At 38.0% G+C, this 21,518-nt stretch carries 21 protein-coding genes; all 21 read right to left on the reverse strand.

Going from position 1 to position 21,518, the window contains the following annotated elements; genetic code table 11:
- Nucleotides 1-634: 634 nt before the first annotated feature.
- Nucleotides 635-2,032, reverse strand: a complete 1,398-nt coding sequence (locus PBOR_RS27745; protein WP_052429661.1) for a helix-turn-helix domain-containing protein — start codon at nt 2,030-2,032, stop codon at nt 635-637.
- A 353-nt stretch (nt 2,033-2,385) separates the two neighbouring features.
- Nucleotides 2,386-3,006: a YdcF family protein gene (locus tag PBOR_RS27750; protein WP_042219995.1), complete on the reverse strand. Its 621-nt coding sequence runs from the start codon at nt 3,004-3,006 to the stop codon at nt 2,386-2,388.
- A gap of 30 nt (nt 3,007-3,036) precedes the next feature.
- Nucleotides 3,037-4,032, reverse strand: coding sequence for a dTDP-glucose 4,6-dehydratase (gene rfbB / locus PBOR_RS27755; protein ID WP_042217104.1), 996 nt, complete (start codon nt 4,030-4,032; stop codon nt 3,037-3,039).
- Nucleotides 4,033-4,073: 41 nt separating this feature from the next.
- On the reverse strand, nt 4,074-4,634 hold the full coding sequence (rfbC, locus tag PBOR_RS27760; protein WP_042217105.1) for a dTDP-4-dehydrorhamnose 3,5-epimerase: 561 nt from the start codon (nt 4,632-4,634) through the stop codon (nt 4,074-4,076).
- 20 nt (nt 4,635-4,654) lie between these two features.
- Nucleotides 4,655-5,533, reverse strand: a complete 879-nt coding sequence (gene rfbA / locus PBOR_RS27765; RefSeq protein WP_042217106.1) for a glucose-1-phosphate thymidylyltransferase RfbA — start codon at nt 5,531-5,533, stop codon at nt 4,655-4,657.
- 131 nt (nt 5,534-5,664) lie between these two features.
- Complete coding sequence (locus PBOR_RS27770) at nt 5,665-6,144, reverse strand: KdsC family phosphatase (RefSeq protein WP_042217107.1); 480 nt, start codon at nt 6,142-6,144, stop codon at nt 5,665-5,667.
- Entirely contained in the window at nt 6,141-7,106 is a 966-nt protein-coding gene (locus PBOR_RS27775) for a KpsF/GutQ family sugar-phosphate isomerase (RefSeq protein ID WP_042217108.1), read from the reverse strand. Before PBOR_RS27775 ends, PBOR_RS27770 begins: the two co-directional genes overlap by 4 nt.
- Nucleotides 7,107-7,125: 19 nt before the next feature.
- Nucleotides 7,126-7,896 (reverse strand): 3-deoxy-8-phosphooctulonate synthase, encoded by a 771-nt coding sequence (gene kdsA / locus PBOR_RS27780; protein WP_052429663.1) that lies wholly within the window; start codon nt 7,894-7,896, stop codon nt 7,126-7,128.
- Between the two features lie 13 nt (nt 7,897-7,909).
- The gene (locus PBOR_RS27785) at nt 7,910-8,560 is read right to left on the reverse strand and encodes an acylneuraminate cytidylyltransferase family protein (RefSeq protein ID WP_042217110.1); all 651 of its coding nucleotides are present in this window, start codon (nt 8,558-8,560) and stop codon (nt 7,910-7,912) included.
- A gap of 23 nt (nt 8,561-8,583) precedes the next feature.
- Nucleotides 8,584-9,987, reverse strand: coding sequence for an oligosaccharide flippase family protein (locus PBOR_RS27790; RefSeq protein WP_042217111.1), 1,404 nt, complete (start codon nt 9,985-9,987; stop codon nt 8,584-8,586).
- Nucleotides 9,974-10,777 carry a 6-hydroxymethylpterin diphosphokinase MptE-like protein gene (locus tag PBOR_RS27795; protein ID WP_052429664.1) on the reverse strand — a complete coding sequence of 268 codons (804 nt, stop codon included), beginning with the start codon at nt 10,775-10,777 and terminating at the stop codon, nt 9,974-9,976. The genes PBOR_RS27790 and PBOR_RS27795 overlap by 14 nt, the downstream gene beginning before the upstream one ends.
- A 53-nt stretch (nt 10,778-10,830) precedes the next feature.
- Nucleotides 10,831-12,081: an O-antigen polymerase gene (locus tag PBOR_RS27800; protein WP_081972213.1), complete on the reverse strand. Its 1,251-nt coding sequence runs from the start codon at nt 12,079-12,081 to the stop codon at nt 10,831-10,833.
- Nucleotides 12,082-12,108: 27 nt separating this feature from the next.
- The gene (locus tag PBOR_RS27805; RefSeq protein WP_157764146.1) at nt 12,109-13,095 is read right to left on the reverse strand and encodes a glycosyltransferase family 2 protein; all 987 of its coding nucleotides are present in this window, start codon (nt 13,093-13,095) and stop codon (nt 12,109-12,111) included.
- A gap of 105 nt (nt 13,096-13,200) precedes the next feature.
- The gene (locus PBOR_RS27810; protein ID WP_042217114.1) at nt 13,201-13,992 is read right to left on the reverse strand and encodes a glycosyltransferase family 2 protein; all 792 of its coding nucleotides are present in this window, start codon (nt 13,990-13,992) and stop codon (nt 13,201-13,203) included.
- Nucleotides 13,993-14,041: 49 nt separating this feature from the next.
- Entirely contained in the window at nt 14,042-14,647 is a 606-nt protein-coding gene (locus PBOR_RS38200; protein ID WP_042217115.1) for a DapH/DapD/GlmU-related protein, read from the reverse strand.
- Nucleotides 14,648-14,667: 20 nt separating this feature from the next.
- Entirely contained in the window at nt 14,668-15,687 is a 1,020-nt protein-coding gene (locus PBOR_RS27820; RefSeq protein WP_042217116.1) for a WaaS/CpsH family glycosyltransferase, read from the reverse strand.
- 6 nt (nt 15,688-15,693) lie between these two features.
- Nucleotides 15,694-16,854, reverse strand: a complete 1,161-nt coding sequence (locus PBOR_RS27825) for an NAD-dependent epimerase/dehydratase family protein (RefSeq protein ID WP_042217117.1) — start codon at nt 16,852-16,854, stop codon at nt 15,694-15,696.
- A 350-nt stretch (nt 16,855-17,204) separates the two neighbouring features.
- Nucleotides 17,205-17,819, reverse strand: a complete 615-nt coding sequence (locus PBOR_RS27830) for a sugar transferase (RefSeq protein WP_042217118.1) — start codon at nt 17,817-17,819, stop codon at nt 17,205-17,207.
- 104 nt (nt 17,820-17,923) lie between these two features.
- The gene (locus PBOR_RS27835) at nt 17,924-18,946 is read right to left on the reverse strand and encodes a stalk domain-containing protein (protein ID WP_245648303.1); all 1,023 of its coding nucleotides are present in this window, start codon (nt 18,944-18,946) and stop codon (nt 17,924-17,926) included.
- An 11-nt stretch (nt 18,947-18,957) separates the two neighbouring features.
- Nucleotides 18,958-19,620, reverse strand: a complete 663-nt coding sequence (locus tag PBOR_RS35750) for a hypothetical protein (protein WP_052429665.1) — start codon at nt 19,618-19,620, stop codon at nt 18,958-18,960.
- Nucleotides 19,621-19,643: 23 nt separating this feature from the next.
- Entirely contained in the window at nt 19,644-21,476 is a 1,833-nt protein-coding gene (locus tag PBOR_RS27845; RefSeq protein WP_042217120.1) for a polysaccharide biosynthesis protein, read from the reverse strand.
- Nucleotides 21,477-21,518 lie beyond the last annotated feature (42 nt).

Genomic DNA, 21,518 nt, shown 5'->3' on the forward strand with positions numbered 1-21,518 from the left:
GACACCACCTAACTGGAATCCAAATATTATATATTTGTTTATAGATGTAATATTATGTCACATTATTCCAATGGTCAATAGTGTGAAATAGTGCAGATTAGTATAATCCGTGAACTGCGGGCAACCCACTTGCCATTATCAATCGATTTTATTGAAATCAGATTACGCTTCCCGGTTATGGCAAAAAAATAGAGACCCTAGTGGTCTCGTAAGGTCTCTATCGCTTCTATTCCCTGTTTACTTAAAAGCCGTCTCCGCTGTTTCCCCCGTTTAATCCACAGCCGATCCGCATCATCCCGGTAGAACCTGATCTGTATCCATCGCAAAGGTGTCCATATTTCCCTAAAATGATAATTAGGCATGGTCCATCTCTCCCAGACTATAAATAGATTTGCTTCTAAGTATAGACCGGGATGCACTATTTGCTTGTCATTTTGTGGATGCAGCGGGTAGAATATTAATTTCTGTATAAGAGAACAACGTTCCCGGTATTCCTGGAACGTTGCTTAGTCTGCGGAACATCAAACACCGCCATAACCGTGCCACATAGTTTGAATCAGAAGTTGAGTGCTGCTGTTTTCTACGGGGTCAGTCAAGTGATAGTACCGATAGGTATATAAAAATGGTAACCAGACTACACGAAGCTAGAAGAAGAATGAATTTTCTTAGCATTAGAATTTTTCACTGTTCTGATCAGAAGTTTGTAACGCTCCATTTCTTCTTCCCCGGCTGCATACTGATATTGTTCAAACAAATCAACACAAGCGATTGTTATACTCTCATTGTTAATCGTAGGATTGGATTCCAAGCTTTGTAGCACGAAAATAAATTCATCATTTTGTTTATTGCGCAGGTAATAGACTGCCAGCTCAACTAGGAATCGGCTGTGTTGGTCCGATATAATCTGCCGATTGTAATTCCCAAATTCTGTAGAATACGTCCGGTAGGGAATATAGGAAGCAAATCGATCCAGAATATAATCAACATTCCAATCATAGCGGTTAGCCGATAAGATAATACTATATAACGCTATGAATATCTCATTTGGTCGCTCGGAGATATATTCGACATATTCAGAGAGAGCCTCATATTGTCCTGCCATCACCCGATAGAGCAGACGATTCGCGGTACCCCACTCCTGGAACTGGGTTACAGTCCGCTTCACTTCTTCATTGTCCTCCTGTATCCAGCTTCCATCCATATAGAGGGACACCCAATCTAATGCCGATTGATAGTCTCCTAATTTCTCATACACAGCTGAACGGATAAGCTGTGCGTACAGGATATAGAAGTACAGGGGTTTCTCGGTTTTTTTCTCGTTACTCTCTCTACGGTCCGACTGACGCTGGAGATTATAACGAAGAGTCGCTAATTGCAGCATCTCCTTCGCTAGTTCATCCACCTTATGCCACCGATTCATTGAACCATAGACATGACCCAAATGCTTCAACCCGTCCAATTGATCCGCTTCATCCAGCCGGTCCAGGTAACATTCAAAGAGATGCGCCGCCTGCAAATTCCGCGTCTGGTCGTCACCAATGGCGATTCGGAATAGACGGTATTGGCATACCGCGAGTCTCTCGGAATTCTGATACTTCTCACTGGCACTCACATTCTTATACAACAATTCGGCAGCTTGCCACAGCCCCTCTTGAAACAGTCCTTCAGCTACTTCGAACAACATGGGGGCATAGACCAGATTCTCTAGCAGATTCTGAACAACCTGTTCAACGCAATCCAGACGGCCTAGCGCAGCTGACCGCAAAAGAAAAGGCCGCAGACGCCGCCAGGTTGGTGACGAGTAATAGAAACATTCATCCACGTATAAGCTGTAGAAATAGTCCTCCGGCAGATCCATCGCCTTGGTGATTCGCTCCAGATGGTCCATAGCAATCGGCTGCTGACCACTAAGTATCCGGCTGAGCGTTCCTGAATTAATTCCGGATTGTCCGGAGAATTGATTAATGGACATTCTCTTCTGCGACAGATACGTCGCCAGTGCATCGCGAATCATAGTTGTAGTAGGGACCACGCAGACACCACCTAGCTGGAATCCAAATATTATATATTTGTTTTATAGATGTAATAATATGTCACATTATCCCAATGTTCAATAGTGTAGAATATTGCAGATTAGTATAATCCGTGAACTGCGGGGGATCTACTTGCCATTCTCACTGAATTTTACTGAAAATAGATTACGATTCCGGTTATGGCAAAAAAATAGAGACCCTAGTGGTCTCGTAAGGTCTCTGTCGTTTCTATTCCCTGTTTGCTCAAAAGCTGCCTAAAATGATAATTAGGCATGGTCCATCTCTCCCGGACTACAAATAGATTTGCTTCAAAATATAGACCGGAATACCTGATTTGATTGTCGGAATTAACTCACCGGCGGAACCAGCGCTTAATCTGTTCAAACGCACTCTTCGCTTCCGGGCCATTATAGCCGAAGGCATTGCCAATCATCTTAGTATATTCGTTAAAAGTAGTCTCCCGGCTGTACCGGTCACTCCACCATGTCTTCGCATTATAGCCTGAGTCAGCACCTATATAGGTCAGTTCAATCCCTGACTTCTTATAGACATGATCAAAGATAAATTTCACCCGCCGCATATGGAAGTCAGAGGACATAACAATGGCAGACTTGAAGCCGTGCTGCTTCATAATAGGAAGCGTGAACTGGGCGTTCTGATAGGTGCTTTGAGCTGCGTCTTCGGTGAGGATGGCCTCTTCCGGGATGCCCAGGGCGAGGGCGGTTTGGTGCATGTCGCCGGAGGGGCCTGCATTTTCTGAAACTGCCGATAACAGCATATACGGTGCGAAACCCTCCTTGAAAAGCTCCACCGCTTTCTCAACCCGTCCTCCACCGCCGCTAAGTACGATAATGACATCAGCCTGCTTGGGAGCTTCGGACAGCGGGAGGAAGCGGCCCGCACACAGGAATAACAAGGCCATTAACAGAAGAGGCAAGTACAGAAAGAGGATTCTCTTTCTACGCTTGCCCATCTTTTTACTGGTTGATTTTCTGCTCATAAGCTACTTCCGGTACTCGCCGCTAAGAATTTGCTCCCACCACTCAGCATTCTCCGTATACCACTGAATCGTCTGAGCAATTCCTGTCTCAAAAGTATAGGTGGGCTTCCAACCAAGCCGCTCCAGCTTAGTGGGATCAATAGCATAACGTTTATCATGCCCCAGCCGGTCTGCAACAAATTCGATCAATTCCTCAGATTTCCCTAAGGTATGAATAATAGTCTTCACTACTTCGAGATTCGTACGTTCATTATGGCCGCCTACATTGTATACTTCACCGCTTACACCTTCGTGCAATACGAGATCAATAGCAGCACAATGATCCCAGACATGCAGCCAATCCCGGATATTGGCACCATCCCCGTAGACAGGAAGCTTCTGTTCATTCAAGACCTTCGAGATCGTAAGCGGGATCAGCTTCTCAGGGAAATGATAAGGGCCGTAATTGTTAGAGCAGCGTGTAATGTTCATTGGCAGGCCAAAGGTTTCATGGTACGCGCGAACTAACAAATCAGACGACGCCTTGCTGGCGCTATAAGGACTATTAGGTTGCAGCGGTGTCTCCTCTGTGAAGAATACCGTAGGATCGAAATCCAGTTCGCCATACACTTCATCCGTGGACACATGAACAAATTTCGCCACACCAATGGTCCGTGAAGCATCCAACAGCACTTGAGTTCCCATTACATTCGTCCGGACAAATATAGCCGGATCTGTAATCGAGCGGTCCACATGACTCTCTGCTGCGAAATGTACCACATAGTCGAAGCGTTCTTGTTCAAAAAGCGACATAATCGCATCACGGTCAGCAATATCCGCCTGAATGAAATGATAGTTATCTCTATCTTCAATCTGCTTGTGCTTGGTTAAATCACCGGCATAGGTTAACAGATCCAGATTATAGACATCATAATCAGAGTATTTATCCACTATATATTGCACAAAGTTCCCGCCAATGAAACCGGCACCTCCGGTAATCAGCAATTTCTTCCGACTCATGAATTACACCTCAGAATGATTCGATTTAGTGTCTATATGCTTCAGTTATTATAGGTAAAGTTCAGAACAGCATCTTTCAACACAGGAGCCTTCTCGTCTTTGCCGGATAGAACTGGAGTAACATGTAATGGCCACTCTATTCCAATGGCAGGATCATTCCAGAGAATACCGCCATCACAATCCGGAGCATACAGCTCATCACATTTATACTGAACTTCAACGTCCTCGGTCAGCGTCATGAACCCATGGGCGAACCCTTTGGGAATCAACAGCTGCTTCTTATTCTCGGCACTCAGTTCAATTCCAAACCACTTGCTGTACGTGGGACTGCCTTGTCTGACATCCACTGCCACATCGAATATGACTCCACGCGTGCAACGGACAAGCTTCGTCTGAGCTTTAGGATTGAGCTGATAATGTAATCCCCGCAAGGTCCCTTTTGTAGCTGAATACGACTGATTATCCTGTACAAAAGCTATATCGATGCCCTGCTCTCTAAATTTCGCATCACTGAACGTCTCCATAAACCATCCCCGGTGATCACCGAACACCGCAGGTTCCACGATAAATACGCCAGGGAGCGCCGTTTCCGTTAATTTCATATCCTCCACACCTTTACTGCTTAATATTGAATCTTCCCGGTAGCTACCTTGATCAGATATTGGCCGTAGCCCGTCTTGCTTAGCTTCTGCCCGCAGCTTAACAGGTGTTCTTTCGTAATCCACCCATTAATATATGCAATCTCTTCAAGAGCGGCAATCTTAATCCCTTGATGGTCCTCAATCGTCCGGACAAAGTTCGTAGCATCCACCAGACTCTGATGAGTACCGGTATCCAGCCATGTGAAGCCTCGTCCCAGTAGTTCAACATCCAGCTCGCCCATTTTAAGATAGGCTTCATTAATGGAAGTAATCTCAAGTTCGCCTCTGGAGGAAGGCTGTACATTCTTAGCGATCTCTACAACACGGTTATCGTAGAAATAAAGACCTGTAATCGCATAATTAGACTTAGGCTGTGCCGGCTTCTCTTCCACGCTTAACACTTTGCCTTCATCGTTAAATTCAACCACACCGAAACGCTCGGGATCTTGTACGTGATAACCGAACACAGTCGCACCTTGTGCTTTGTCCGAAGCACGCTGAAGCATTTTACGGATTCCATTCCCGTAGTAAATATTATCTCCAAGAATCATAGCCACAGAGTCATCCCCAATAAACGCTTCCCCCAAAATAAAAGCCTGAGCTAGACCGTCAGGACTTGGTTGAACTATGTATTGCAGGGAAATACCGAACTGAGACCCGTCGCCAAATAGACTTTGGAATCTCGGAGTATCTTCAGGCGTGGAGATGATAAGGATCTCATTAATTCCGGCGAGCATTAGAGTAGATAACGGATAGTAGATCATTGGCTTGTCGTAAACGGGTAGAAGTTGTTTACTGGTTACCATGGTTAATGGGTAGAGGCGGGTTCCGGAGCCGCCGGCTAGGATTATGCCTTTCATATATATTCACCTCCAAATGTATTTTAGTGATAAAAAAACAACTTCTCTCCATCTTGAATTACTCGTTACAAACGAGAGTCTCAAATATTAGAGAGAAGTATATCTGACATATCGCAAATCTTATAAAAAATTCACGAAGATAAATCTTCTGCATTTCGAACAAGAATATTTTCAATAAACTCTCTAACTGCTCCGTCTCCACCATTAAACCTACTTGCGAAATTCACTAATTTTTTTATAGTATCCATCGCATCTGCTGGACACCCACTATAGCCACACAATTTCATGCATTCTAAATCATTTTCATCGTCTCCAATATAAGCTATATCATTAAATGCCAACTCGTATTTATCACTTATCATCTTCAAACCCGAAATCTTATCATGTATACCTTGGTATACATCAACTATATTTAATTCTCTAGCTCTATTGGCTACAATTTCTGAACTTCGAGCAGTTAATATAACGGGTTTAATCCCAATGGCATTTAATTTAGTAATTCCCAATCCATCTTTTACATTAAAAGCCTTCATTAATTCACCCTGTGGTCCAATGTAAATCTTCCCATCAGTTAATGTCCCATCTACATCCATTATAAGCATTTTTATCATATGATTATTCCTTTGTTCAAAATTGCTTGTATTCTAATGGTTCCTACTGCTTTGTTTTGCTTATCAACTACGGGTGCACATGATATGTTTTTTTCTTTTAGTATTTGAAGTGCTTCAACTGCCATACAATCATGCTTAACGGTGACAGGCGTTTTTGTCATGATCTCATCTACTGTTAGACCATAGACATCAACACCTTTTTCAAGTTGTCGTCTTAGATCTCCATCGGTTACAACACCAATAATATTAGCCTCATTATCGACTACGGTAACTATTCCAAGACCTTTTTTACCCATTTCAATAATTGCACTTTTTAAAGTAACATCTTGTTGTATCATTGCATTATCTTCTCCATACGCCATTACATCTTGAACTTTAATCAATAACTTTTTACCTAATGAACCTGCAGGATGAAATAATGCAAATTTCGTTTCAGTAAATCCATATACCTTTGACGCTACAACAGCTAAAGCATCTCCGTAAACTAAAGCAGCTGTCGTGCTTGAAGTTGGAGCTAAATTCAGGTAACAAGCCTCCTCAAAATTTGGAAATACCTGTGAATAGTCACTATACTTCACTAATGTAGAATCAGCATTACCTGAGATTCCTATCAAGGTTGCACCAATTGCCTTAATATTAGCCAGCACTCTAGTAATCTCTTCGCTTTCACCGCTATAGCTTAAAGCAATTACGACGTCATCATTAGTGACCATTCCCAAATCCCCATGAAGAGCTTCTCCAGGATGTAAATAGAATGCCGGTCCCCCAAGACTTGCCATTGTTGCAGCAATCTTACGTGCAATATGCCCCATCTTACCCATACCAGTGACTACCACTTTCCCTCTGCATTCTGTTACAATTCTTAAAATATTGCTAAAATCGTCATTTAAATGATCTCTTACAAGCTCAAGTGCTCTAATTTCTATATCAAAGACTCTTTTGGCTTGATCTACATAGTCCATGCTTCTAGCCCCTATTCTATTAATTCACAGCATGATATACCTTTATTAATTTTTCTAAGATTGATTTTAAGTCACTTAACTTAACCATATTAGGACCATCAGATTTTGCATTATCTGGATCAGGATGAACTTCCATAAACAGCGCATCTATTCCTACGGCCATTGCAGCTCTAGCTAGATATTGGACATGGTCTCTATTACCACCAGTTGCATCCCCTTTTCCACCTGGCTTTTGTACACTATGAGTAGCATCAAACACAACTGGATATCCAAATTTCTTCAACTCTACTAAACCGGTCATGTCAACAACTAGAGTGTTATACCCAAACGTAGTACCACGTTCGCAGAGCATAATATTTGTATTTCCACCTTCTTCTAATTTCCGAACAACATTTTTCATATCCCAAGGTGCAAGAAATTGTGCCTTTTTAACATTAATGATTTTCCCAGTTCTCGCTGCAGCAACCAGTAAATCTGTCTGTCTACACAAAAAAGCTGGAATTTGAATTATATCAGCAACTTTTGAAACAGGCCCAGCTTGGTATGGTTCATGAATATCAGTTGCAATCTTTAAATTATACGTATCCTTTACCTTTTGTAAAATCCTAAGACCTTCCTCAAGCCCTGGTCCTCTAAAAGAATCAATTGAAGTTCTATTAGCCTTATCAAATGAAGCTTTAAAATAATAATCAATTCCTAGTTCGTCTGTTATTTCTTTTACCTCTTTCGCAATCTGTAATACTAATTCCTCACTCTCAATTACACAAGGTCCAGCTATTAATTTAAACATAATTCCACTCCTCTTATTTATCTTTTATTATTCGTAATGCAAAATCATAGTCTTCTCTGGTATCAATATCGACTGCCTCAACACTATCAACTTCTTGTATATACGGGTTGAATCCAATCCTTCTATGAAATTTAGTAAATATCTCTTTTTCAAACATGAAAAAGGCACTTGTTTCTACATAAATAGGTTCCATATCTTGAGTACGGGGTACATCATTAAGGTCATAGTTCACGGGTTCGCCCTTATACCATGCAAAAGTCTGTATTTTCTGTGCGGAGAAAGCAGAATCATGACCTTCATTCAAAATATAATTTAATGAATTACTAATAGATTCAGTTTTTATGAATGGTGAAGTCGTGTGTGCTAAAACATAAATATCTGCATCCACTTGATTAATAAAGGCTTCGTAGATTTCAAACCCCTTTACCATATCACCGTCTAATTTCGGATCTCTTTTTAGAAATTTCGCTTCTGAGGGTATATAATTTTTTACTTCCTCATCACTACAAAAAACATAGATTTCGTCAATGCTTTCGACATTATTCAAGGTATCAACAATATGCCAGCATAACGGAAGCCCCGCTATTGGAAGAATATTTTTATGAGGCAGTCTTTGACTATTTAGTTTTATTGGAACAAAAGCTACTACTTTTCTATTACTCAAAAATTAACCCTACCTTCTGAATATTATTTAAGCAAAGACGAAAATCTTCCTTTTTTAACTGAAAAGATGATGTATATACCAAAACCAACAATAGCTAAAGACCATCTAGCCACAATATAATCCATAAGAACATAAGTTAACCCTACAGATAGAAACATCCAACCTATAGGTTTTATATACACCCTAAATGGAAATAAACCTTTGTCTAATTTCCTAGCAGCACGATAATGAATAACAAATGAAATTATATATGCTGCAACAGTAGTATAAGCTGCACCCAACGCTCCATACTTTGGAATGAATATAAAGTTCAATCCCAAATTCACTAAAGCAGCAATGATTGTGTTAGTTGCAATTACTTTAGTCGATTTATAATAGTATTCTAGATTAACAGATATTGAATATAAAAAAATAAAAAATGAAGCTAACACAACTGGTGGTATTAATATATTCCCACTCCAATATTCTTGTGGTGCCATAAAAACGAGCACTTCTGGGCCTATCATTAATATTCCAACCATTACAACAAGTGCAATTTCTATGTATAATGCTACACTCTGGTTTATGATTTCCTTCTTTCCATCATGTATTTTTTTGTTAAACCAGGGTATCCATACACTCTCTAATGACGCAGTAACGACTGCAGCAACCATACTTAAATTATAAACTAAGCTATATATACCTGCTTCGGAAGAACTACGAAATATAGTTAACAAAGTCCTATCAGATGTTGCTAGTATATTGATTGATAACCCATGAAAGATAAGAGGAATAGATAATGTTATCGCATATTTCCAGTAGCGTTTATCTATCAATTTCTTCCCTGTAATGAAAGACCTAGCCAAGTAATAAACTCCTATTACACTCGTAACAATAACAAATGGCAGAATACGCCCTAGGTACTTAGTATTTTCTATATTTATCAGCCAAACAACTGACATAAAAACTATAATTACATTTGGCAGTGCTAATAAGAGGGTTTTCTTAATATAGTCCATAGACATCATGTATTTGATATCAATACTATTAATTACAAATGTCATATAGGACTGCACTAAGCAAAGGGCTACCAATAGTATGTCTAATTCCTCAATGAAAAAATAAGTAATTACGATTATTATGGAAGATGTTACCATGAAATTCAAGAATGACAAAAAGAAGATTGATGAGACGTATCCTTCTAAATCATTCTTGAAATCCTTATAAGCACTTCTTATAGAGCTACCTAAAGAAAGTCCAACTATTAATGAAAGAATCGAAACCCATGAAAGATAAGTATTTACTAGACCAAAATCCGAGGTTGACATCAGCCTTGTAAATATTGGTATTGTCAAAAAGGCAATGGCCTTATTAAAGAGGTTGCCTGCCAAATAAAGGCCACCAGCTTTAGTATTTTTGTTATTTATTATCTTTTTAAATCGAGTCATTTTTTCTCTTCGCTCCTAGTACATCATCCAAATCAGCACGTTTGAAAACTTCTAAAATTCCTCCTCTTGTCGCATTAAAGATCTTAATCCCCTGGTCATCAGCATGTCTTTTTGCAACTTGATATGCTAATAAATTATATTCAAGATCTGGATTCCCTCCTGCTTTTACTCCCATTCTTTTGTCAGGATAACTTGCCTCGTCAATCTTGTTGTCTTTCATTATATAATTAAAATCCACACCCAATAAATATATTTCCTTAAATCCCATATAACAAGCAAATTGAATCATGGAATAAGTTACTGTGTATCCATCTTTAACATTATCAGTTATTTCCTCGCTGAACTCTGGTGAAATCCTCTTTTTATAGTTATTGTAGTCAACATTAAAACAAATAGCATTATCATCGATATCTTGACTATAACCTGTTGGTTTAATGAATTTTGTAGATGTTATTTTTTTTTTAATATCTTCTATATTGTTTCTAAGCACAGTAGAATCTTGACAAAAATAATATGATGTTCTCCAGTCTGTTTTATCATATAAAACATATATAGAATTAGCAGCGAAAGTATGCTCATTTTTTAATTTCTCTAAATCAGCAATAGATAAACTTGGACCATTCCCAATAATAAAACACCGTTCACCATTATGTTTATTCTTGTATTTGATAAGTTCTCCTTGATTAAACTTGTTGTAACAACTTCTATTAATTGTGAAATTTAATTTCACATGCCATATAGGTCTAAAGATATCTTTGAATATGTTCTTGATTTTAATTCTATAATTCATATACAAAATCCTCCATTGACTTACGCTTATCAAAATTTCTAGTTTGTTCCAATTTATTTGTTTTGAATATTTTCATTTTGCTTCTTTTCTCTGCTGAAAATCAGAAGGAAAATTATCAATAAACTAGAAGCAATCGAGGTCAAATTATAAACCATAGTACTATTGAAAATTAATGAGTATAAAAGTACTAAGACCCCTATTGCTCTAATGCTTCTTGTTTTCTTAAACAATTTTTGAAATATACAAACTGCACTGGTTAATAAAGCTGTACCAACTACAACCCCACTCTTCCCAAAATCCCTAATAAATGTATACAAAATCGTTGTATTATTGTTATAGTAAATTACTTTATCGACGCCAATATTGACAAACGGTTGTGCATAAACATTGAAATGATAACTAGGTACATCAATATCTAAAGCAAAAAAAAGTTTCAGGGTTAAGATAAAAGGTTCTAATAAAAATCCAAATGTTAAATACCCATACATCGGAGGATCAAGTAACCCATATAAATTTGGATGTGACAATATAAATTCTAAAAATGAAAATGAACCCACATAATATAAAACACCCATATCAAACACTGACAATCCAGTTGTTCCCCGTAATAACGTAACAATAGCTAATATAATTATGGCTATTAGAATATAAGATTTCTTGATTTTCAAATCTTTATATTTTTTCAAAATAAGAAAAGCTGAAATATAATATATTATAAAATTTAATATTAAATATCTCCCACCAAAGGTGATAGTACCGATAAATATACAAATTAATGAAATTTTTAAAAGGTTACGTTTGTTATTCGCTAAATCAATTGCGGTAATAATTGAAGCAGCACTAAAAATTGCAATTGGAATATTATTAGTAAAAAACATATAAAAAAACCTTTGGGAATATGACAAAGATGCATAGTTAATTCGTACACTGGATAAACTAAATCCAGTTGTTAATAACGTATTCACAGATGTTATAGTATTGGGAATAATCAACAATATACCCAAAATACACATCACGGTGATAAACTTATAATTAATATTAAATTGTACTTTGTTATCTTTATTTTCATTTAGATTATTAGACAACACAAAATAAAATACATTAAATATAATTATTGATAATAAAATGGAGAGATGTATTTGTAGACCCGGCTTCATCAAACCTAATTTATTTGTGCAGGCTAAAACCCCTCCCGCACACCAAATCACAGAAAATATTGTATTCGGAAGTATAAGTGTTTTAAACTTTACTTGAGTAGAAATTAATATTAAAAATAAAAGAAAAAAATAGATTGTAACTAACATTTTATCGCTAACTTCTTTCTGCCATTATTACATTTTTTTCAGTAAGTAATATAGGCGATATATTATTATTGCCAAAAATTTATTTAATGAAAAAGATTTAATTAATATTTTATTTTTCAATCTGGTCATTTTAAATTCTTCACTATATTTCACAATTTCATAGTGATTAACAAACTCAAACATTAAAGTTTTTCTATGTTCCGACTTATTTTGTATGCTGCTATAGTTCAAGTCATAATACAAATAGAAACAGTACATGCACAACAAAATATGAGCCTGGTTTATATACTCTGGTGCATTGGCCTCACATTTAGATAAGACATAATTCCCTGCATAAATCATATCTAATTTTTGTGAAGAATATGTACTTCCCATAATACTTGATTTCCTTTGAAGATAATTATAATATTCTCCTTCAATACTCACTAATTTTTTCGTAGAAAGAACTAATTCAAATGAAACCATTGTATCTTCAAATAGTCTACCTTCTACCATACGAATAGAATCAAATAAGTGTCTTTTATAAAGTTTGTTCCAGACTACAACATTTATTTTAGTTTGGGAAAAATATGCCGCCAACACATCTTTATTATTATTATAACTTTCATTAAGTGAAGTATACTTACGAAGTATCTTTCCATTTTCTAAAACAGAATTATATCCGCATTGGACGATGTCTGCATCTTCTCTTTCTGATACGCTAAGAAGTTTTTCGAACATATCAATTTCTATCCAGTCGTCACTATCGACAAAACCAATATAATTTCCAGTAGCCACGTTTAGACCAGCATTTCTTGCTGAACTTAAACCTCCATTCTTTTTATGAATTACTTTAATCCTATTATCTTGATTTGCATAGCTATCACATATACGTCCGCAATTATCTGGCGAACCATCATCCACCAAAATTATTTCAAGATTCCTATAAGTTTGATAAATGATACTATCAATACATTTTTTTATAAATTGTTCAACATTATATATAGGAACAATAATACTTATTAAAGGTTTCAAGTACTCCATCCCTTCTTATATTCATTTCACATAATATAACTAAACATCTTATTAAGGTTTTAGATATATGAATCTTTTGCTATTCCCACTCCGATTTATTTCTAATCAACGCAATTTAGTTATAAAAATTCTTCTAATATACTTCATCCAATAAAATACACGTAAAAAAATATAAAATTTATTTTTTATAATGAATTCTTGCTTTAATTCTTTAATATTCTTTAAATTACCCAAATACATACCTTTCAGATTTGCCGATAGTCCACTAAATCCAAAACCTGGCTTACCATTACCGTAGTAAACCATTTGTATAGGCAGATGATAATAATTATAATTAGTGCATATCTTCAAGAAATAATTTCCGTCTTCAGCGTACTGCTGAGTTTCATCATATCCGCCAATCTGTTCAAAGATATTTCTTTTAAAAATCGCAACAGAAGTCTGAGGGAACATTTTGATGCAAATATCATTTACATTTGCCTTATAAAGCCCTTCAATTCGTCTCCATAATATCTTTAGCCCTTTGTCATCTATATCTCCACCCAAAAAGTCAATCTCAGGGTGTTTCTGTATAGTATTCATCTGTATTTCAATTTTCTCTGGTAACCAATCGTCATCTGAATCTAGAAGAGCGATCCATTCTCCCTTAGCTTCTCCCATACCGATGTTACGAGCTGTTGAAACCCCTCCATTGGGCTTATCTATAAGGATGATTGGCATTCCCCTATTTTCATTAGCATAACTCTCAACCAAATTGAACGAGTTATCAGTAGACCCATCATTAACGACTAATATTTCTAGGATATAATTAAATGCAGTTTGATTTTTTATGGAATCTAGTGTATTAGTAATTGTCTCACTACTGTTATACATCGGAATTACCACAGATATTTTCATATAATTCACCTTTTTATGATTTCATGTTTATATATTAAAACAGTACCCTTCAACCCTTTTTAACTGCTTTCCATACATTTAAGGAATCATCCCATTTTTTAATGACCCTTGCAGGTGCACCAGCGACTATACAATTATTAGGTATATCTCTGTTAACCACAGAATTGGCACCTATTATACAGCCATCTCCAATATTAACCCCTAAAAGTATACAAGCATTTTCGCCTATCCAAACATTATTTCCAATACTAACTGGTTTAGTATACAGAGGTCTATCATCTGGTGGAACATCTGGCCTTGAATCAATATCAAAATTAATATATTCACCGTGACTGGTATCACTAATAAATATCTTGGAAGCCATCAAACAATTATCGCCAATTATAACCCTTTCACTTGCAACGATATGAACATAATCGCCAATTTTGCAGTTTTCCCCTAAAATAAGTTTTTTCGATGTTTTATCGGTCACTTCACCAAGCAAATCAAATCTGCAATTATATCCTGTAGTAAGTCCTTGAGCAAATTGCAGCCTTGACTTACCACGGCAATAAAATGGCCGTCTGATTAATCGAGCCCCTCTATAAAACAACTTGGTACATATCAATGCAAATGCGGTTGATATCGTCTCAGAAAGTGAATATATATTTTTCATAGACTACCTCCGTCACTCTGCTATAGCCCTACTACAAAATATCCTTTACTATCTGCACCCGAAATAATTGTTTCAAGCCAACTGTGTAAACTGTATTTTTCATAAATCTGTTCATCAATAGGTTCATACTCATGTTTCAGAAATGTTTCTATAGCGTTCAAATCATATTCTTCCACTACCAGGATATTTTTTTCGTTATAAAAATCATACTTCTTAACATTCGTGTTTGTTGTGATCAATTTTCTTTTTGCACCAAGCGTTTCAATCGTTCTCATCGTTAAACCGCTTTGTTGATTATGTTGTATATCAAACACTGTATTTGATTTCTTTAGAATTTCTATATTTTCCTTTTCTGACAGCGGTATGAATTTAAATTCACTACTTCTTGCTCCTTTAAACGCAGATAAACAAGCTTTATTGTAGAAATATTGCAACTTGTTCAAAAACATATAAGAGAAGATACGAACTCCATTAGACTCTAATCGCGGGAACAATTCCTTCAATATGATATAGCGATTTGGATGGGCCGTACATACACTTACGATGTCGTAAAGCCTTTTACCAACGACTTCCTCGCCTACATTCTCATATGTCTTACCATAGAAAAGCGGCAAAAAACTTAATCCTTCCAAATTGTCACAATCATCAGAATCAAAAGAATAAGCTCGATCGAAGAGAGGGATCAGATCTTTACTGTTAGGATACAGTGTTAATGAATCCCACATATACAAAATAAATCTGGCATCTTTTTGACTGTCTTTTAATTTCCGAATCATTATTGGTGTAAACACTTTACAGTTAACGATGAATATTATATCGTAGCTTTTGTTTTGAGTCTCAGCCATGATTTTATCAAAATACTTCTGAATGAGAGAGTTCATCAAACTTCTTTTGATTTTGATTAACCCTTTCGTTAATGCACTTTCACTGGGTCTGTCATTATAATAATCAACAGAGCATCCCTGTTCCTCGAACTCCGCTATGATCTGTTTATAATATCCAAAAAACGGGGTGCCAATATATAGAACATTCTTTCTCATCTGAGTCTAACCCTCAACTTGAACCAACATTCCTGTTGACTTCATTTCCTTAAGTGAAAATTCAAAACGATCATTGGATTTCTCAAGCTTATTTCCTTCCTCTTGTCCTTTAACCCATGCAGTAAATTCCTCCATACCCTTTTCAAAGGTAAAAGACGGTTTGAAATCAGATAGTTGTTGCGCTCTGCTAATATCAGCAATATTGTGTCTGATATCACCAATTCGGAAGTCACCGGAAATCTTTATATCCGAGTTAGATTCATATAATTGCTTCAATGTTTCTGCAACTTGGATTACAGAAATATTCTCACCACTGCCTACATTAATATATTGATTATTAGTCAACTCATTCTCAAGTGCATCACATGTAATTGCAGCTACATCACTAACGTGGATAAAGTCTCTGCTTTCGTTACCATCTTCAAAGATGTTAATGTTCTGATTCTGTAATAATAACTTTGAGAAAATAGAAAGGATTCCTGTATAGGGGTTAGTAAGAGATTGTCCTGCTCCATATACGTTTTGATATCTAAAGATTGTGAATGGAATCTCCATTGTTGGGCACATAACTTCTAACATTTTTTCTTGTGCAAGTTTAGTATATGCATAGTAGGAAATTGGAGCTAATGAACACTCCTCAGATGTTTTGCATAGTTCGACTTCGCGCCCACATATAGGGCACTTCACTTCGAAGTCCAAGTTCAACATGTCATCAACTTTCCTTGATTTTGGTACAACACTACCATGTTCTTTACACGTGTACATACCTTCACCATATACGGAACGAGATGAAGATAGAATAATTTTCTTAATAGGTAACTTATTTTTCAGGATAGCTTCAAGTAGATTAGAAGTTCCCTTGATATTAACATCAGTATATCTATTAATTTCGTACATAGATTGTCCCGTACCAGTTTCCGCAGCAAGATGTATTATATAATCGACGTCTTCCAACGCTAACAGTATATCTTCATAGTTACGCACATCGCCTTTAATTACCGTACATTTCTCTTTAATGTTTTGATATAAAAACGATTCTTCGTAGTGCTCACCATGAATTTGTGGTGAGAAATTATCCAGAACAACAATATCATAATCCCTATAAAGCCTGTCGATGATTTTACTCCCAATAAAACCTGAACCACCTGTAATAAGTAACTTTTTCACTTATAATTACTTCCCTTCAGTATTATCTAAGTTTATACTGTTCTACTTCTATTCTAATCCCTCACTAAAGGGCATTGGATTATAGCTGAATCTTTACTTACATCTTCATGAGAGAAACTCCGATTCTCTCCCATTTTAGACTCTTACTATATAATCATCTATGCCTAATATAACTACTTTATAGACTTAGTTAAAAACACACCAATTACGAAGGAATATTAATAAAAACCGTCTTTTCATTTAAATTATCACTTTTTAGTTTTAGAGCACCAGTCATTAAATACCGGCTGAATTAAGCTGCATCCCTTATCATTCATAGGAAGAGCACTGGCTTGGGGCCTCAGACCTCATTACATCTCTCTACTCTCTAAATTTCCAGGTCCTCCCTCGACGATTCCGTCACTCTTCAACACACTTATTGCTGTTACAAAAAAACATCTCAAATCCATGAAGAATCCCATTTTCCGAACGTACTCCCCATCTAAGCGAGCTTTAGTGAAAATCTCCAACTCATCCCTCCCATTAACCTGCGCCCATCCCGTTAATCCAGGTTTGATATCATTCGCACCATACTTATCACGTTCAGCAATTAGATCATACTGATTCCACAGCGCCGGACGAGGGCCAATAATACTCATTTCAGCTTTGAGAATATTTATAATTTGAGGAAGTTCATCCAAGCTTGTCCTCCTGAGAAATTTCCCAACTTTAGTGATAAAAAAATCCGGATCTTGTAACAGATGCGTAGGCATCTCTGCCGGAGTATCTGTGCGCATTGTTCTGAACTTGAGAATATAGAATTCTTTCTTGTTCTTCCCCAACCGCTTTTGACGGAATAAGACAGGACCTTTAGATGTTGACTTGATCAGAATAGCGATAATCAAGAAAAAAGGCCATAACAGGAGCATTCCAATTAGAGCCAATGCAAAGTCTAAAGTTTGTTTGATACAAATATACGGCTTCATACGCTCACCATGTCCTTAGGATACTATGGTCACCGCTATCGTTACCTGAGATAAATGAGGGCAGCGGTGAACCACGTTTCTAATATTGATGATTCTCTGAACTTCTAATTCATAAAAGATTTAGCTCCGGCTATACCGCCCTGAAGAGATGCTTCAAATGCATCTTTATACTGCTGAATGATAGCTGTGCTATATCCATTATTGTTTAGTTTTTGTTCAGCGTCAGCGATTATACTATTGAAAGAAGCTCTAAAGGATGATATCTGCTGTTTCCCTTTGGCTATAATACTTTCTCTGGTCGCATCATCTTTCGCACTTAAATATTCGCCTAAGGTTCCCATTAGAGTAGATGCACTTTGCGACTCTAATGCATTCAACTTCGCTTCTGTTGCGCTTGTAATAGACTCGTAGGAAACCTTACCCGAACCTGTTCCCGCCGATCCTGAACCTGCTCCATTTGCATCAGCAGTTGCTGTCGGTGCTGTACTTGCAGTTGGACTCGATCCGTTGCTGTTTGAATTCACATTAGCATTATTTTCTTCATAACTCTTAGAGTTGGCAGTAATAGTCTTCGTCTTCTGATCCCAGCTAATGGAATTCCCCACAGATTCCGATAAGAATCTTAGTGGTACATATATGGAACCGTTCAACAGATAACTGGATTGACCTTTGGGTAAAGCTTTATTATTCCCGTTAAATACATAACTTGCATTTACGTTGTTCAAAGAAATATTCTTAGCTCTAAAAGAAGAATCATTAGTAACATTCATTAAATATTCTTTAATTACGACCATTTCCGAACTACTTGGCTCTGCTACTGTTACCTTAAGATTCTTAGCATCCCAGCTTACGCTCTTCTGCAGTGCATAAGACATGAACCTTAGAGGAACATAGGTAGTGTTATTGTACATAAACACATATTGTCCTGCCGGTGGCTGCATAACCACACCATCAAAGATTAACTTCACATCTATATTCTGCACTTTAATTGTATTTGAAGCCTTTGTAGTTACTGTAGAAGCAGTTACTGCAGAAACAGCAGCTGAAGCCGATATAGGCGCCGATGCTGTTAATGGTGCTGATCCTATTAACGCTACTGTCAGTAGAGCTGCTGCGGGAATTTTCACCTTAAACAAGATCATTCACTTCCTTTTTCTTGTGCTTTGAGTTGTTCTTCTTCAGCAAGTATTTGATCGCGCGTCTTGCCTTGACTAACACCGTATTTCTTGGCGACTTTTGAGAGCTCGTTATATTGTTCTTCGGAGACTTTACCAAGAATAATACTGCGCGCTTCCCGCTTTTCTTCATTAGTTAGTCCGCCTTTGGCTAACTCTTGCAATCTCTTAATATCAGATACACTCAACTGTTGTGCTACTATTGACGCTACATTAGCTTTATCTGTAATCGAAACGTTGTCTTGAACTTCTTTAGCCTTATCCGTTGAGATATGAGCAATCCCATCCACACCCTCTGGCGTTGGAGCTGGATTATTTGCTGGCTTAGTTGTACTGACAGCCGTTTGTTCTCCGGCAGCCGTAGAAGCTGGTGTGCTGTCTGGTGATGTTGTTGTTGTCAGATCAACAGCATCGGTTGGCTCAGCAGACGGATCACTCTCTGCTACTGTAGGCTCAACAATCTGCCCCTGAGGTACATTACCAGTATCGTCTGCCTCTACATCAAATCCATCAGCCATAGAATTCATCAGCTTATCAACAGCATAATTGGCAGCGAATAATCCGCCAACTCCCAACACCACGATGACCGACAGCGTCCAGATCAATACTTTCTTCCATCTTTTCACTTCAGGTACCTCCGAATCTCTAATTAGCTAATGGCCGCCTGGATCACAGGTTGCATTGGCACGATCTGATTAATGACTTCACGAATGGCTTCTCCGTCTTCAGCTATAACACGTTCCAGCCGTTTGAATTCCAGCTCCATTTGACTCTGACTAATGACATTAGGTCTGCCTATGAAAATCCGGTCATGCTGTGTAGAACCCAGATTCTCTTCATCTGTCAACAGTTCTTCATATAACTTCTCGCCTTCACGAATACCTGAGAAGGTGATGTCAATATCTTTGTAGGGCTCGTATCCGGACAATGTAATTAAATCCTCGGCTAGTGTAAGAATTTTTACCGGTTCACCCATATCTAGCACAAAGACTTCGCCGCCCTTTGCAAAGGAACCCGATTGAATCACTAATTGAACCGCTTCAGGTATCGTCATGAAGTATCGAACCATCTCAGGATGCGTAACTGTGACCGGTCCTCCGGCAGCAATCTGCTGCTTGAACGCCGGTATTACGCTTCCACGGCTGCCTAGTACGTTACCGAAACGAACTGCCGAGAACTTGGTTGGGCTAGTTACGTTAAGACTCTGAACATACATCTCAGCGATTCGTTTCGTTGCTCCCATGACACTGGTAGGATTAACCGCCTTATCCGATGAGATCAGCACAAAACGTTCTGCACCGTATTTGTCTGCACAGTCTGCCACGTTACGCGTGCCGAAGACATTATTCTTAATCGCCTCAGAAGGGTTACGCTCCATTAAGGGAACGTGCTTATGTGCTGCCGCATGAAAGACGACCTGCGGCTTGTGGCTCTGGAATATATCCATCAGCCTTGTACGATCTTGAACATCGGCAATAATCGTCACAATATTCAGATAAGGGAAGCTCTTGCGCAGCTCCATCTCTATGGTATAAATACTGTTCTCCCCATGTCCAAGGATCAGCAGCTTGTCCGGTGCAAACGGAGAGATCTGGCGGCATAGCTCTGACCCAATAGAACCTCCTGCTCCCGTAACAAGTACGGTCTTGTTATGGACATAACCCAGGATACTGTTCATGTCGGCTACTATAGGCTCACGGCCCAGCAGATCTTCTACACTGACATCCCGCAGCTTCTTGACAGAGATTTTGCCGGCAATCAAATCATTCAAAGCAGGGATAATCTTCAGCTTCGCTCCTGTTGCCTTGGAGAGATTAATAATCTCAGATATTTCTGTTTTGGAGACGGAAGGCATAGCAATAATAATCTCATGGATCTCCTTCTCCTTCACAATCCTTGGAATATCGTAACGGTTGCCAAGCACAGGGACTCCTAATATTGTCAGGTGATATTTATCTGAACTGTCATCTATGAATCCCACCAGCCGTGTATGAGCGAATGAAGGCCCCATCATTTCCCTGGCAATCAATATTCCGCAGTCCCCGGCTCCCACAATAAGTGTGTGGATTTCCGTATCCTTATTGCTAATCCGGTCATTGCGGAACACTCTCCAGATAAACCGCACTCCGCCTACCAACAGTAGAATCGTCTCCACCGAACGTACCTCTATGCTTAAGGGAACCCGCTGGGGCAGAATAAAGAAAGCTACCGAGTATGAGATTACGGCTCCTACCACAATAGCTTTGAGTACCGATATGATCTCGCCAATACTGGCATATTGCCACATTCTGCGGTACAGCCCGAAATACACCAGACTTCCCCCGAAGGCAACAGTCGAAATCACACCGAATACGATCATCTGGACAACATATTCCTGAGGAATATGGTTAGTGAACCGGAATAGATAGGAAGTCACGATACTGAACCATATGATTGTGATATCGATCAGAAATAATACCAACACTCTGGTTTTCGCTGTCATTTTCAGTGCCTCCAAAAATAACAATTTTCTCTACGTGACAAG

The sequence above is a fragment of the Paenibacillus borealis genome (assembly GCF_000758665.1).
In the GTDB taxonomy this organism is placed as follows: domain Bacteria; phylum Bacillota; class Bacilli; order Paenibacillales; family Paenibacillaceae; genus Paenibacillus_AQ; species Paenibacillus_AQ borealis.